Raw genomic sequence first — 13,238 nt, 5'->3', positions numbered from 1 at the left:
CATTTTGGATAAAAATGCCTGTTTTTTCAAAAACAGCTAAACCTGACTATTATACTCTAATTTATCCGAAAAGTTATGAATTTTATTGACATCAATACCAAAAAAAGCACTTGATTTTTTGGGCTAGTTGTGAACAATACGACCGTTTTTATGAACTTTTGACGAAAATTTTTAAAATTTTTTTTAAAAAAATACTTGCAATTTTACCAAAACATGATATTATAGCGACCACTTAGGTCATTGACTGACCAAGACAAGGCTGGGTGGCAGAGTGGTCATGCAGCGGACTGCAACTCCGTGTACGCCGGTTCGATTCCGACCTCAGCCTCCATTTTTGATTACTTTTAGTAATCCGCCCGGGTGGTGAAATTGGTAGACACAAGGGATTTAAAATCCCTCGCTCTTTTGAGCGTGCCGGTTCAAGTCCGGCCCCGGGCACCATTCATTTAAAATCCTTAGATACTCTCTAAGGATTTTTTATTTGCTTAAATAAATCATATGGCACAATGGCAGACCTTTTTACTCTATTTATATTTATTTAATTTTAAAATATGCTAGGGCATGGAAAGCACTTCCTAAAATCGTTATACAGCTAACAAAATTAAACTTTACTACGGAAACCATGGTAATTTTTCATTTTGTAGGGTGTATCATCAAGGGCAAATTGCAACTTGCCCCCACATACCTGTGGTAAATATTAAGTTCATCATGTATATAGTTTAAAAAGCGTGTGGTAAGTACCCCACCCATAAACCAACTTTGTAACAACCCTATTTTATCAGCAAACAAAAAACCAAATCCGAATACCGAATTTGGTTTTTTGTTTTTAAGCGTTTTTTCCAATTAAAGGGCAAATTATTTGATTTTTGCTTCTTTAAATAGAACGTGCTGGCGAATTTTTGGGTCAAATTTTTTGATTTCCATTTTGCCAGGCATGGTGCGTTTGTTTTTGGTGGTGGTATAAAAATAACCAGTGCCAGCCGTAGAAACGAGTTTGATTTTATCTCTCATGGTATTATCCTTTTGCTAAATTAAATCTTTTGACCTTGGGCACGCAAATCGGCAAGCACTTTGTCAATGCCGTGCTTGTCAATGATACGCATACCTTTTGAAGATACACGAAGACGCACAAAACGGTTTTCAGATTCTACCCAAAAACGATGATTGTGTAGGTTTGGCAAAAAACGACGACGGGTTTTGTTGTTAGCGTGAGATACGTTATTACCCACGAGTGGGCGTTTTCCAGTAACTTGGCATACACGAGACATGATGAACTCCTATATTACGATGTGGCACGGATATTGAGCGGTATCGGTTGTGCCATTTAAACAATCGCCACAAAATTAGGTATGGACTAGGCGGATTATTCAAACTTGTTAGTGATGTCATTTCATCTTTATTGTTAAAGGCGACAATAAATAGAAAGTGACAGAAAAATCAAAGCCCGAATTTTACACCAATTTCACTCGTATTTCAAGTAAAATTTTAAAATCGGGCTTATTTTATCAAATTTACAAAATTAACGAGCGGTCAAAGCACTCACAGGCATGCCAAACCCTTGCCAGCCATAATGCAAAAAGTTACGAATATTGGCGTGGTCGGTGCCGTCTGACGTGTCTAGCACCGCCTGATAATGCTCGGCAAATAGCTTTAAGGTGTCAAGCTGATTTAGCCCATGCAGTTTGGCAAGGCTAAACACCTTGGCAGAGCCTTCGTTGGTGCCAGCAGGATTGACCGCTTCGCCATTATGAAAGGCGACAGGCGTATAAGTGTAATTGGCATCAATAAAGGCAAGCACGTCTTTGAACGTCAAACCGCCCTGCTCAATACCATTTAATAACCGTGAAATGTCAGTGTGATTCATCATACATCCATTAGCGATTAAAATAATCGTCGTCATCAAATGATGGTGGTGCAAAACCGCCCTGCTCTAAATGACTCATGTGCATTTGCATAGAGCGTTCGTGTTGAATACGCTGATAAATCTCTTCACGGTGAACAGCGATATCTTTTGGGGCATTGACACCAAGACGGACTTGGTTGCCTTTGACACCCAGCACAGTAACGCTGACTTCATCGCCAATCATTAGGGTTTCGCCAACACGGCGGGTTAGGATTAACATAATAGCTCCTTGCTATAAAAACAATGCTAAAAAGCAAAAAAATAAAAATTACCCAAGTTGTTATTATAAAACTTCTTGGGTAACTTGTCAGCTTTTTTTAGCAATTTTTACGTAATGATTATGATTAATAAACCAAATTGTTACATAATTGCTAATTACAGCCCTGCAACCTTGCTTTCGCCGTCTTCACGGTCAAGCCCAAAGGCGGTGTGTAGAGATTTCACGGCTTTTTCTAAGTGTTCTTCTTTGATGAGTACGGACACTTTGATTTCAGAAGTGCTAATCATTTGCAGGTTGATGTTCTCAGAGGCTAATGTTTCAAACATTTTGCTTGCCACACCTGCATGCGAACGCATACCCACGCCCACGATAGAAACTTTCACCACATCGCTGGCACCAATGACGGCAGTTGCACCGATGTCATCTTTGACTTGTTCGTTTAGGATTTTCATCGCTTTGTCAAAATCGCCACGAGGCACGGTAAAGCTAAAATCGGTTACGCCATTTTCGGACATATTTTGGATAATCATGTCCACTTCAATGTTGGCTTTGCCAATCGGGCTTAAAATGGCAGAGGCAATGCCAGGGCGGTCTGGCACACCAAGCACAACGATTTTGGCTTCATCACGGTTAAAGGCAATGCCTGAGATTACGGCACGTTCCATATCATCTCCTTCATCAGCGGTAATCAGCGTACCGACAGTTTGTTTAAATTCATCATCAAAAGCCCCGTCATTGCCTTCATCAAAGCTAGATAGGACGCGAAGTGGTACTTTGTATTTACCTGCAAATTCTACCGAGCGGATTTGCAAAACTTTTGAGCCAAGGCTTGCCATTTCTAGCATTTCCTCAAAAGTGATTTTGTCAAGTTTTTTCGCCTTAGAAGTCACACGGGGGTCGGTGGTATAAACGCCGTCCACATCGGTATAAATTTGGCATTCGTCTGCCTTTAACGCCGCAGCAATGGCGACTCCTGTGGTATCTGAGCCTCCACGCCCCAAAGTTGTCAAGTCGTTAAATTCATTGACCCCTTGAAAGCCTGCGATGACCAGCACTCTACCTGCATCCAACTCTTTTTTGAGGTTGTCGGCATCAATCGCCTCAATACGAGCTTTGGTGTGCGTAGTATCCGTCTTGATGGTAACTTGGCGACCCGTCATAGATTTGGCATCTACGCCCAAATCTTTTAATGCCATTGCCAAGAGAGCAATGGACACCTGTTCACCTGTGGCGACCATTTGGTCGTATTCACGGGGGTCTGGGTCGTTTGAAATCTCACGAGCCAAACCGATGAGTCGGTTTGTTTCTCCGCTCATTGCCGAAACCACCACCACCACTTGATGACCGTGGTCGTGCCAGCGTTTGACACGCTGGGCGACATTTTTGATACGGGTGGTATTTCCCATTGAAGTACCACCGTATTTTTGGACGATTAGTGCCATAATTTTTCCTTATAAAATAAAAATGGCTTGTGAAGTTTAAGTTATATTAAGTTGGATAATTCTTTAATGCAATTATTAATTTCTTGCAAAAAGTGAATTTTATTTCATATGATTTAATTGCTTTGTTTGTTAATGGGTTGTATTAAAGCCAACCAATTCTAAGGCAGATTATGATTTTTTTATTCAAAATCTTTGACATAATTGCCTTGCTCATTGATATAAAATTTCTTGCCATTCATTTCAACTCTTGCTAACCCATCATAAAATCCATTCGCATAATCATATAATAAAGGGATAACCATTTCGTTTTTTGCATTGATAAAACCCCATTTGTCATTCACTTGAACAGCAATCAACTCATCATCAAAGCTACCCATAATAAAATCATATTCTATTGGAATAACAATGTTGTTGTTTTTGTCAATAAAACCCCATTTGTTGTTTAGTGATACCTGTACGGCACCATTTTTAGAAAAACCAAAATCACTAATGTAATTATATGTGATTGGAATGACTTCTTGACCAGTTTTGTCAATAAAGCCATATTTGTTATTGAGTTTGACCATTGCCAAGCCATATTCAAAGATACTGACTTTATCGTATTTTATGGGAATAATGACATTATTGTTTTTATCAATAAATCCCCACTTTTTATTTAGTTGAACACGCAACAAATTTTCGCTAAAAAAGGCGTGTGTTTGCTCATATATTGGGGGAATGACTTCTTGACCAGTTTTGTCAATAAGACCATATTTACCATTCAATCCAACTCTTACCAATCCATCAATAAAGCCACTATTAAGCACTCCTACAGACTCATATCGATGGGGAATGATTAGCTTTCCAGTTTTGTCAATAAAACCCCATTTATGGTTATCTCTGACAGGAGCAAGCCCTTCTCCAAAAGCACCTGCTTGTTCATAAATGGGTTCAATAATTAGTTGTCCTGTATCATCAACATAGCCATATTTGCCAGACAACTCAACTTTTGCCAAGCCTTCAAAGGAAGACCCTATCCAATCATAATTTCCTAAATTTGGCGGTCTTGTGGAGTTTAATTGATTGGCAAACGCTCGCCCACCAATTCCTAAAACCATAAACGCCATAAAATAGGTCAATAATTTTTTAAAAGGATTCATCGTATTATTTATTGATTTTTGTATTGTCTAGATTTGATGTGTAAGGGTGTATCATGCACACCCTTACAACTCTTACGCCAATTTACTTGCCAACTCGCCCTGTAAATCCGCCAGTGCCTTATCCAATCCATCAACCTTACTCGCTCCCCCTTGGGCAAAGTCAGGCTTACCACCGCCTTTACCGTTAAGGGACTCGCACAAGGATTTGATGATGTCGCCTGCTTTTACCTTTTGGGTTAAGTCTTTGCCCACGCTGGCAGTCAGGGCGATTTTGCCATCGGATACGCTTGCCAATACCGCCACGCCACCCGTGAGTTTGGATTTGACATCGTCCGCAAGGCTTCTTAGTCCTTTGCTGTCCACGCCATCTACTTTGGCAATCAAAACAGGCACGCCACCCACATCAACCACCTTATCCATCAAGGCACGGGCTTCAAAACTTGCCAATTTTTGTGTCAGTTTTTCAATTTGCTTATCGCTGTCCTTGACTTTGTCGGTCAAAACAAGCACTCGCTCGGCAACTTCTTCTCGCTTGGCTTTAAACTCTTTGGCAAGGGTGTTTAATACTCGTTCGCCCGACTGAATGTAGCGTAACGCCCCCGCCCCCGTCAAGGCTTCCACACGGCGAATGCCCGAGGCAATAGAGCCTTCCGAGACGATTTTAAACAGTCCAATATCGCCCGTTTGACGAATGTGGATACCACCACACAGTTCAATAGAAAACGCAGAATTGTCGGCATTTTTACCCATTGTCAAAACTCGCACCACTTCGCCATATTTTTCGCCAAACAGTGCCATCGCCCCTTTTGCTTTGGCATCGTTAATATTCATATATTCAATGAGTACGGTATCGTTTTGGGCGATTTTTTCATTGACGATTTGTTCTACTTTTTCAAGCTGTTCGGTGCTAATTGCATTGTCATAAGAAAAGTCAAAGCGTAGCACTTGGCTGGACACCAGCGAGCCTTTTTGAGCCACACCATCGCCCAAGACTTCTCGCAAAGCAGCGTGGAGTAGGTGGGTGGCGGAGTGGTTTTTGGCACTAGACCAACGCACATCGGCAACCACTTCACAAAAGCCTTTTTGTCCCACCGCAATTTGCCCCATTCGCACTTTACCATAATGGATAATGGCGGTGCCTGATTTTTGCGTGTCTTCTACCACAAACACACCTGTGGCGGTGGTAATCTCGCCCACTTCGCCCACTTGACCGCCACTTTCGGCATAGAAGGGCGTTTTGTCAAGGACGATGATGCCCTCATCGCCTTCGTTTAGGGTATCGGTTGGTTTGCCGTCTTGGTATAGGGCGAGTAATTCGCCATCAGCGGTAAGATTTTCGTAGCCGACAAATTCGGATTTGATGTCGGTTTTGATGAGGTCATTATAGTCAATGGCAAATTTGCCCGACTCTCTGGCACGCTGACGCTGAGCTTCCATTTCACGATGAAAACCGTTCTCATCGATGTTTAAGCCTTTTTCACGCAAAATGTCAGCCGTCAAATCCACAGGGAAACCATAAGTGTCGTACAATTTAAACACCGTCTCGCCTATCAAGGTATCGCCTGCTTTTAGGTTTTCAAGCTCGCCTGAGAGCAGTCGCAAGCCTTGTGCCAGCGTTTTGGCAAATTGCTCCTCCTCCTTTAAGATGACCGCTTCAATCTCAGCCTGTTTGCTGACAAGCTGTGGGTAAGCCTCGCCCATCTCTGCCACAAGTGCAGGGACGATTTTGTGGAAAAATGCCCCCTCTGCCCCCAGTTTATTGCCATGTCGTACCGCACGGCGAATGATACGGCGTAACACATAGCCACGCCCTTCGTTGCTCGGGCGTACACCGTCAGCGATAAGGAACGACACCGCACGGATATGGTCAGCGATGACCTTAAAGGACGGCTCATAAGTGCATTCCACACCAATCACTTGGGCGGTGGCTTTCATGAGATTGACAAATAGGTCGGTTTCGTAGTTGCCAAATTTGCCTTGCATGACCGAGCTGATACGCTCTAAGCCCATGCCTGTATCGACAGATGGCTTAGGTAGGGGTTCGAGTGTGCCGTCTTTTTGGCGGTTAAACTGCATAAATACGCAGTTCCAAATCTCCACGTAACGGTCGCCATCTTCGTCAGGCGTACCGGGCAGTCCGCCTTCCATATGCTCGCCATAATCATAAAAAATCTCGGAACAAGGCCCGCACGGACCTGTGTCGCCCATCGCCCAAAAATTATCCGACTGATAAAGCCCACCTTTATCGCCAATGCGAATGATACGCTCGGGGGCAAGTCCGATGTCCTTATGCCAAATGTCAAAGGCTTCATCATCGGTGTGATAGACGGTTACATAAAGGCGGTCTTTGGGTAAGGCAAGCCAGTTGTCATCGGTCAAAAACTCCCACGCAAAGGCAATGGCGTCCTTTTTAAAATAATCGCCAAAACTAAAATTACCGAGCATTTCAAAAAAGGTGTGATGACGGGCGGTGTAGCCGACATTATCAAGGTCGTTGTGCTTACCGCCTGCACGCACGCACTTTTGCGAGGTAACGGCACGGGTGTAGTCTCTTTTTTCTAAACCCAAAAAAGTGTCCTTAAACTGGTTCATGCCCGCATTGGTAAAGAGCAGGGTGGGGTCGTTATGGGGGACGAGCGATGAGGATTCCACATGCGTGTGGTTTTTGGATTTAAAAAAGTCGATAAAAGCTTGGCGAACTTCGGCAAGTTGCATGGTTTTGGTTAAGTGAGCGGTTGTCATGGTCGTATCTCGTAGCTTGCCTGTGATTTTTAAAAATCATGGGGCGAATTTGATAAATAAACAGTTAATTTTATCACAAACCGCCATAATTAACAGTGATTTTAACCAATTTTTCACAAAATTTAGTTGAAAGACTGACTAAATTAATAAATTTTTGGAATTAATACAAAATCCTTATAAAAATTATGGAATTTTTGATAAAAATGCTTAACATTTATGTAAAAAAGGTGTATAAATAGCATATAGATTTTATCCACAAAAATACTAGGGGATTTACCATGAACATTCCACTATTTAGCGCCATTTATTCCATCGCCGCCACAGTTTTAATTGGTGTACTTATGGTTATCTTGATTGTCAATGAACTAAGTAATGCTCAAACCATGATTGGTGCGGTGGTCGCAGGACTTGTGGTAAGCATTCCCATCGCCCTAGTGGTAACCAAACGCATGAGCGCCATGACAAACTCTGCCAGTCCCACCCCCAATCAGCAAAAAACGCAGTAACGCTTTTGGCACAGCTTATCTAGCCTAACATCACAATACCAGCCAGAGAGCCAAGCCACAGCCGAAACACAGATATGCCATGATAGCACGCCCCATCATGGCATTTTTACACAGCGTACGACCAAACAAAATTGAAATACACCCATCAATTCATGTTACAATAGTATTTATTTATCACAAATAGAGCTGTCATGACTGAGTTATCCCTAATCGTCGATTTGCGTTGGTGTTTGGATGAGTTATTAAAAGAAGGTCGCATTGACCAAAAATCATACAATCTTGTCATCACCAGTCGTAACGATCCTGCCCTACACCCCGTCCAAAATATCGCCCGTTTTAACCTCACGAGCTTATTAGACCATCAGCCCCTAACTGTAGATAAGCTCAATCTATGGTTGGCGGGCAAAGCTGGCGTGGACGTGGTGCGAATTGACCCTCTAAAAGTAGACGTGCCGAGCGTGACGGGTATCATGTCCTTTGAGTACGCCAAAAATCAGTACATTCTGCCCATTGCCGTGACAGACACGGAAGTCATCATTGGCACTGACCAACCTTTTTATCATGATTGGCATGCCAACATCAGCCACATCGTCCGCCCCAAAAACATCAAGGTCGTTTATCTGTCACCTGAACAGCTCAATCGCTACCGTGCCGAGTTCTATCAGGTCACCCGTGCCATACAAGGGGCGGACATTGCCCAAAAAAAGGCAAGTGCGGACGTTACCAACGTAGAAGCCCTACTCCAACTTGGCGATAACAGCAACCCTGATGCCAATGACCAACACATCGTTAAAGTCGTAGATTGGCTTTTGCAATACGCCTTTGAACAGCGAGCTTCCGACATTCACTTGGAGCCACGCCGTGAGACGGGCAAGGTACGATTTAGAATTGACGGGGTATTGCATACCGTCTATGAAATGCCTGTTGCGATTTTGACCGCCGTTACCGCTCGTATCAAGATTTTGGGGCGATTAAACGTTGCCGAAAAACGAAAGCCCCAAGACGGGCGTTTAAAGACACGCACGCCAAAAGGGCTAGAAACCGAACTACGTCTGTCCACCTTGCCCACCGCATTTGGCGAAAAGCTCGTCATGCGTGTGTTTGACCCCGAAGTGCTGGTACGCACCTTTGCCCAGCTTGGCTTGACGGGCAAACAACTAGAAACGTGGCACACTCTCACCGCCCACCCCAATGGCATTATTCTGGTAACGGGTCCCACAGGGAGTGGTAAAACCACCACACTTTATAGTACGCTCAAACAACTTGCCACCGAAAAAGTGAATGTCTGTACCATTGAAGACCCCATTGAGATGATTGAGCCGTCTTTTAACCAAATGCAGATTAACTCAGCGATTGATTTGCATTTTGCAGACGGCATTCGCTCGCTCATGCGACAAGACCCCGACATCATCATGGTGGGCGAAATCCGAGACGGCGAGACGGCAGACATGGCGGTGCAAGCAAGTCTGACGGGGCATTTGGTGTTATCCACTTTGCATACCAATGACGCCCCTAGCTCTTTGACACGGCTACATGATTTGGGCGTTCAGCCGTTTTTGACATCGGCAACCATTTTGGGCATTATGGCTCAAAGGCTTGTCAGAACGCTTTGCCCTCACTGCAAATCCGCCCAAGACGTGAGCGAAAACTCGCCCCTAGCGGACGAATGGCGTGGGCTTGTCGCTCCGTGGAACGCTCCTGTTCCGTCCAAAATCTACATGCCTGTGGGCTGTGATGAATGCAGAAATACAGGCTATAAAGGGCGAATCGGGCTATATGAGATTTTACCGTTGTCTAATGAGCTTAAAAAACTGGTTGCCAAAGACGCAAGCCTTGACGACCTAAAACGCCAAGCGTATAGTGAAGGCGTGCTACCGTTACGCATAGAAGGGGCAAAACGTGTGGCAGAGGGCGTTACCACGCTTGAAGAAGTGCTTCGGGTTGTTCCGTTGAATTAGCAAAGCTCGACCAAAAATATCTCCCAATAATCCAGTCTAAAAAACTTTCAAACCCAAAACTAAAACAAACCCCAAAGTTTTAAACTTTGGGGTTATTAAGTTAGATGCTTAAATTAGAAACGATAAGTTGCACCAACTTTAACGATTGGATACCAAGTGGGATTATTATCTCTGATGGTTTTTTCTAGGTCAGCTTGAAATTCTGCTTCATTTTGGCTTTGAATAACAGCATTATCTAGATTAACTTCTGTTTTCCATTTGCCAGTATAAGCAGCACCCACTTCACCAAAGAAACCGACACGGCTGTTACTGTTGATATTTGGCTTAACACCCAAAGTCAAGTAAGGAGCTAAGGTATTGCCAGACTCTGCCTTAACATTGATATTGCCATCAACTTTGTATTCTTTATCGTCAATCTTGATGGTTGCTCTCCCTTCTTGGGAAGTTAGGGTTGCATCAAGCTTATTGTCTTGAAAAATAACGCCAGTACCTACAGTAAAGCGGTTTTTCCAAGGACGTAGATTAACACCAACATAAGGGTTGCTATAATCGCCATCAAGTTTTAGGTTGCCTTGATAGTCATCCCATTCATTACCTAGCACTTTTTTCCAGTTGATGATAGAATCACTACCACCGATGTCGGTATCTACATCGAAGCTACCGCCATTCCAACCAGCAACCACTTCGGTTGATTCGTTGGCAGACCATGCGATGCTTGCACCATAACCCAATGTACCAATCTCAGCATTGACAGCACCTGGCTTGGCTAATGTGGCGAAGACAGTCTTACCACTATCTACAATGGTATGACCTGCATTGGTTACAACATTTGCCATGGCAGTACCAGAAAATAATACCGCACTAGTTAGGGCTACTAACTTTAAAGTTTTCATCATCTTTTCTCCAAAAGTAACATATAAACTAAACATTAATTTATATGGTTTAATTTTAATATCAAAAAACCATAAAATCAATAGTCAAATCAAAGGAATTTGTGATATTTTGATGACTTTCATGTTTTATTATGTAAACATCTAGGACTAAAATTACCGCAAAGATTATGCAGTAACAAAAATCTTATATTGACGACAGTGACAGTAAGGACATTAAAAATTCACTCAGCTTATAATGGTAAATTACTGATTATCTCATAATTATTTTTTCATCTAGAGAGATAAATCAATTCACCCTTGGTAACTTATAACTCATACAAGGTCCTTGGTAACTTATAACTCATACAAGGTTAAGAATAAGGTATTAAAATAGGCTTGGGGTCTTTACCCATCCAAAATCGGCAAATGAATCCCATCCCGTCCATGCAACGCACAAACGCCATGAATTTTGGCAGTGGGGTGTTCTGCCCAAATGGCATTTGCCATGGCAAGTAGTGTCGAGCCTGTGGTCACAACATCATCTACAAGTATCGCGTGACGAGTCGGCAAAGGGTCGGTCAGATAAAAATCATGCTTGACGTTATGCAGGCGGTCGCTACGGCTAAGACCACGCTGATGAATGACATTATCCAAGCGAGCGACACCTTGCCATATCGGTATCTGCCACAAAAAGGATAAATATCTGGTCAAAATCAGCACAGGATGAAAACCCCGTTCCACCAAACGAGTACCTGTGGTCGGAGTTGGAATAAGTACGGCGTTATCAGTATTTACCCCTTGGGGTCGCCTGACATATCTCATCAGATGATACAGCACCATGAGCGATGACACATTGCCTTTGTCTTTGAAGGCGGTCATGACCTGCTTTAACGGCACATCATAATAAGCACTCGCATGCAGGGCAATCTCTCGCCCATCATCACGCATGGCAAATATCGGCAATCTACCTGCCCACTGGGCATGACAATACACGCAAAGCAGTGGGGCATGGTGAAAGAGCGTGTGATAAAAAGGGGCATGGTCAGCCACACCCCCTATCTCCAACTTAGGCTTAACATCTATCGTCTGCCCACATAACTGACAGCACTCATGCACGTATGATGAGAGCATGGCAAGGGCATACGGAGGCAGGCGAAGCAAGGGTTATAGCCCCATCCAGTCATTTAACATCACGCCCACGCCCACGGTCGTGGACTCATGATTATAATCAATGATAGACTGACCATAGCCATGGAACAGCTGAACATAACCACTCACGCCACGACCAATGGGGCGAACATAGTCAAGCTGAACCGCCCCTTTGTTGGTCTTAGGGTTATAACGCAGTGTGCCTGAGATGTTATTGCCCTTATCAAACTGATACATAAAACGCACATCGCCATGACCATAATAGTCTACAATATCAGGGTTATCATCGGGACGGCTACTGTCACTGGTCTTAGCAACTCTCGCCCACAAGCGTGGCATGACCGTAAAGTTACCCCACTCTGCCCCCGCCATGACATAGGCACGGTTCCATGAGCGTGACAGGGGGTCATCTTCGCCGTTTGAGTGGTGTACCACGCCTGCCCCGAGCATGCGTAGCTTGCCATCAAAGGGCAGGTCTGCCACCACAGGCTGAGTAATAAACAGCTCTGGCTGATAGTCATGAGCCCTAAACGGGCGTGAGTTATCTTCATTATAGACCTGCCAATGCGACTGCTGAGTATAGCCAAACCACATGTCTGCGTTCGTGCCAAACAAATCTTCGACAACTTTGGATTTGAACGACACTTGGAATTTTAGCTCCGTACTCCGCATTTCGTTTTCGGTATAATCCCACGTCTCTTGAGTTGGAGTACTGACCGAACGGTTGGGTTTGGTATTGACAAACACTGGTAGGACATACATGGGGTTATGGGGACGAGCCCTCCACAGTCCACCACTGTTTCTATCTAAGTCATAAGCCAAACTCAGTGGCGTGTATCTGCTACCATCCACCTTGCCAAAGCCACTGGCACTGATGTCGGGATTTATCTCATCATCCGCCCCATTCTCTGTTAGGGCGATGTCAGCAGTCGGCAAATCATTGGCAGTCTCGGCAAGCACCACCTGTGGGTCGCCCTTGATGGTGCGTTTAAAGGTCTGTCCCAAATCAAGGGGGCGTTTGTCTTGAAGCACGCTTGGCACTTTGCCTAGGGCAATGCTGTCAAAACATGCCAAACGCTCACCATCATTGGCCACGGATGCACAGTCAAAGAACAGTCGTTCGCCCTGCACAGGGTCGGCAATGTCAGGCTCACTCGTCTGCACCGCACTCACTTTGGGCATGGGCAGGGCAATCTCTTCTGCCCATGCCTGCCCACTCATCACGCCTAACGACAGTGACGAGAGCGTCACAGCAAGGCTCAATCGCTTTGGGATAAACTTCATAAAATATCTCACACTGGGTAAAT

11 protein-coding genes, 2 tRNA genes and 1 pseudogene are annotated in these 13,238 nt (G+C 44.1%); 4 read left to right on the top strand and 10 right to left on the bottom strand.

Annotated elements, in window-relative coordinates:
* Positions 1-257: 257 nt before the first annotated feature.
* Together DX073_RS10835 and DX073_RS10830 are read left to right on the top strand one after the other, a co-directional pair.
* A tRNA-Cys gene (locus DX073_RS10835) sits at positions 258-331 on the top strand.
* Between the two features lie 23 nt (positions 332-354).
* Positions 355-441 (top strand) — tRNA-Leu (locus DX073_RS10830).
* Between the two features lie 414 nt (positions 442-855).
* On the opposite strand, the gene rpmG is transcribed toward DX073_RS10830, so the two are convergent.
* The 7 genes and pseudogenes from rpmG to alaS form a co-directional block, all read right to left on the bottom strand.
* Positions 856-1,011, bottom strand: a complete 156-nt coding sequence (rpmG, locus tag DX073_RS10825) for a 50S ribosomal protein L33 (protein WP_003659281.1) — start codon at positions 1,009-1,011, stop codon at positions 856-858.
* 20 nt (positions 1,012-1,031) lie between these two features.
* Positions 1,032-1,268 carry a 50S ribosomal protein L28 gene (rpmB, locus tag DX073_RS10820; RefSeq protein ID WP_029102716.1) on the bottom strand — a complete coding sequence of 79 codons (237 nt, stop codon included), beginning with the start codon at positions 1,266-1,268 and terminating at the stop codon, positions 1,032-1,034.
* Between the two features lie 251 nt (positions 1,269-1,519).
* Complete coding sequence (locus DX073_RS10815) at positions 1,520-1,864, bottom strand: HopJ type III effector protein (RefSeq protein WP_115008056.1); 345 nt, start codon at positions 1,862-1,864, stop codon at positions 1,520-1,522.
* Positions 1,865-1,955: 91 nt separating this feature from the next.
* Positions 1,956-2,123 (bottom strand): annotated as a pseudogene (gene csrA, locus DX073_RS10810) (carbon storage regulator CsrA); the annotation flags it as partial.
* 155 nt (positions 2,124-2,278) lie between these two features.
* Positions 2,279-3,565 carry an aspartate kinase gene (locus DX073_RS10805; RefSeq protein WP_115008054.1) on the bottom strand — a complete coding sequence of 429 codons (1,287 nt, stop codon included), beginning with the start codon at positions 3,563-3,565 and terminating at the stop codon, positions 2,279-2,281.
* A gap of 179 nt (positions 3,566-3,744) precedes the next feature.
* Complete coding sequence (locus tag DX073_RS10800) at positions 3,745-4,704, bottom strand: WG repeat-containing protein (RefSeq protein ID WP_115008053.1); 960 nt, start codon at positions 4,702-4,704, stop codon at positions 3,745-3,747.
* Positions 4,705-4,776: 72 nt separating this feature from the next.
* Positions 4,777-7,446: an alanine--tRNA ligase gene (gene alaS, locus DX073_RS10795; RefSeq protein WP_115008052.1), complete on the bottom strand. Its 2,670-nt coding sequence runs from the start codon at positions 7,444-7,446 to the stop codon at positions 4,777-4,779.
* Between the two features lie 278 nt (positions 7,447-7,724).
* Between alaS and DX073_RS10790 the strand changes: the two genes are divergently transcribed.
* Both DX073_RS10790 and tfpB read left to right on the top strand, forming a co-directional pair.
* Positions 7,725-7,952 carry a hypothetical protein gene (locus DX073_RS10790; RefSeq protein WP_115008051.1) on the top strand — a complete coding sequence of 76 codons (228 nt, stop codon included), beginning with the start codon at positions 7,725-7,727 and terminating at the stop codon, positions 7,950-7,952.
* 191 nt (positions 7,953-8,143) lie between these two features.
* Positions 8,144-9,910 carry a type IV pilus assembly ATPase TfpB gene (gene tfpB, locus DX073_RS10785; protein WP_115008050.1) on the top strand — a complete coding sequence of 589 codons (1,767 nt, stop codon included), beginning with the start codon at positions 8,144-8,146 and terminating at the stop codon, positions 9,908-9,910.
* Between the two features lie 113 nt (positions 9,911-10,023).
* Here tfpB and DX073_RS10780 read toward each other — a convergent pair whose 3' ends face one another.
* From DX073_RS10780 to DX073_RS10770, 3 genes are all read right to left on the bottom strand, one after another.
* Positions 10,024-10,806 (bottom strand): hypothetical protein, encoded by a 783-nt coding sequence (locus DX073_RS10780; protein WP_258556936.1) that lies wholly within the window; start codon positions 10,804-10,806, stop codon positions 10,024-10,026.
* A 381-nt stretch (positions 10,807-11,187) separates the two neighbouring features.
* Complete coding sequence (locus tag DX073_RS10775; RefSeq protein ID WP_147279724.1) at positions 11,188-11,943, bottom strand: ComF family protein; 756 nt, start codon at positions 11,941-11,943, stop codon at positions 11,188-11,190.
* Positions 11,944-11,946: 3 nt separating this feature from the next.
* Entirely contained in the window at positions 11,947-13,215 is a 1,269-nt protein-coding gene (locus DX073_RS10770) for a phospholipase A (protein ID WP_115008048.1), read from the bottom strand.
* Positions 13,216-13,238: the final 23 nt, after the last annotated feature.

Source organism: Moraxella lacunata, from assembly GCF_900453205.1.
Taxonomy (GTDB): Bacteria; Pseudomonadota; Gammaproteobacteria; order Pseudomonadales; family Moraxellaceae; genus Moraxella; species Moraxella lacunata_B.
Note: the sequence above shows the minus strand (reverse complement) of the source record. Positions and strands in the feature narration are given on the sequence as shown.

Coding starts and splice junctions, on each gene's coding strand:
- rpmG (WP_003659281.1), bottom strand. CDS start 1,011: ATGAGAGATAAAATCAAACTCGTTTCTACGGCTGGCACTGGTTATTTT.
- rpmB (WP_029102716.1), bottom strand. CDS start 1,268: ATGTCTCGTGTATGCCAAGTTACTGGAAAACGCCCACTCGTGGGTAAT.
- DX073_RS10815 (WP_115008056.1), bottom strand. CDS start 1,864: ATGAATCACACTGACATTTCACGGTTATTAAATGGTATTGAGCAGGGC.
- DX073_RS10805 (WP_115008054.1), bottom strand. CDS start 3,565: ATGGCACTAATCGTCCAAAAATACGGTGGTACTTCAATGGGAAATACC.
- DX073_RS10800 (WP_115008053.1), bottom strand. CDS start 4,704: ATGAATCCTTTTAAAAAATTATTGACCTATTTTATGGCGTTTATGGTT.
- alaS (WP_115008052.1), bottom strand. CDS start 7,446: ATGACAACCGCTCACTTAACCAAAACCATGCAACTTGCCGAAGTTCGC.
- DX073_RS10790 (WP_115008051.1), top strand. CDS start 7,725: ATGAACATTCCACTATTTAGCGCCATTTATTCCATCGCCGCCACAGTT.
- tfpB (WP_115008050.1), top strand. CDS start 8,144: ATGACTGAGTTATCCCTAATCGTCGATTTGCGTTGGTGTTTGGATGAG.
- DX073_RS10780 (WP_258556936.1), bottom strand. CDS start 10,806: ATGATGAAAACTTTAAAGTTAGTAGCCCTAACTAGTGCGGTATTATTT.
- DX073_RS10770 (WP_115008048.1), bottom strand. CDS start 13,215: ATGAAGTTTATCCCAAAGCGATTGAGCCTTGCTGTGACGCTCTCGTCA.